This window comes from Pseudomonas sp. GW822-FHT02D10 (assembly GCF_058802345.1).
The window spans coordinates 1-1,373 of sequence record NZ_JBXAOB010000036.1; the positions used below are offsets into that span (position 1 = coordinate 1).

Annotated in this window: 1 protein-coding gene; it reads right to left on the bottom strand. The window is 55.5% G+C overall.

From position 1 onward, the window contains the following. Positions 1–61: 61 nt before the first annotated feature. Positions 62–1,321, bottom strand: a complete 1,260-nt coding sequence (locus AC1RPZ_RS27305) for an IS256 family transposase (protein WP_493141015.1) — start codon at positions 1,319–1,321, stop codon at positions 62–64. Between the last annotated feature and the right edge of the window lie 52 nt (positions 1,322–1,373).

The window sequence follows — 1,373 nt, forward strand, 5'->3', positions numbered from 1 at the left end:
GGGACTGTCAGATTTTTTGTGTGCGGGCCGGTAACGGCCTGCCGTTAGGCAGGCCTTTATTTCACCAGGTCGGCCTGATGAATCGATCCCCGTACAGGATCGCAAATTGATTCATGGCGCTTTTCCAATCATGGGCCGCACTACCCCAGTTGGCGGTGATATTGCGTAGTCCCAACCAGATCAACTTCGTGGCCGCATCATCGGTCGGGAAGTGACCTCTTGTCTTGATGATCTTACGCAATTGGGCATTGATGCTCTCGATGGCGTTGGTTGTGTAGATCACTTTTCGTATCGCAGGCGGGAAAACGAAAAACGGGATGACTCGATCCCAAGCACGTTTCCAAGCCGCTACCACCGTTGGATATTGCTTGCCCCAAGGGCCAGCTTCGAATGCGTCTAGAGCTTGCTCGGCGGCTTCAGCGTTGAGTGCCTGATAGATCGGCTTGAGCGCTTTGGCCAGCTCGCGACGCTTGTCCCAGGCCGCGTAATCAAGGCTATTGCGGATCAAATGGACGATGCAGGTCTGCAATGTCGTCTCAGGGAACACCGCGTTCAGGGCTTCTGGCATCCCCTTAAGGCCGTCAGTTACAGCGATCAATACATCTTCGACGCCACGGGTCTTGAGGTCGTTGAAAACTTTCATCCAGAACTTGGCACCTTCAGTGGTCTCGATCCAAATGCCCAAAATATCTCGTGTGCCGTCCGGCAATACGCCCAAGGCCAAGTAGATTGCCTTGTTGCGAACCAGTCCTTCGTCACGAATTTTGACCCGCAGAGCATCGAAGAAGATGACGGGGTACATCGGTTCAAGTGGGCGTTGCTGCCAGGCACTGACTTCTTCCAGGACAGCATCGGTGACCGAGCTGATGAAGTCATGGGAGACGTCAGTTCCGTACTGCTCCGAGAGAAATGCTCGGATCTCGCGAACGGTCATTCCACGGGCATACATGGCAATGATCTTGTCGTCGAAGCCCGTGAAGCGGCGCTCGTGCTTGGGGATCAGGATCGGAGCAAAGCTGCCGTCGCGGTCTCTGGGAATGTCCAGACGAAGCGGACCATCATCAGTCAGCACGGTCTTGCCGCTTTTGCCGTTGCGCTGGTTGCTCGACTCCTCAGGGCGCTCCGCGCCCTGAGGATAGCCAAGGTGGTGCCCCAGCTCGGCGCCAAGGGCTCGCTCGATCAGCGCCTTTTTGAACGCCATCGAGGCGTCCTGAATCGCTTCGGCGCTCATTGGGCCATTGACGAACTGATCGATCAGCTCTTTTGGAATTGCTGGAAGGTCTCGCGTGACCTCACGGGCCGGTTTTTTCTTGGTCGGCATACATGCACCTCTGCAACATGTTATGCCCGAACACAAAATTTATGACAGTCCC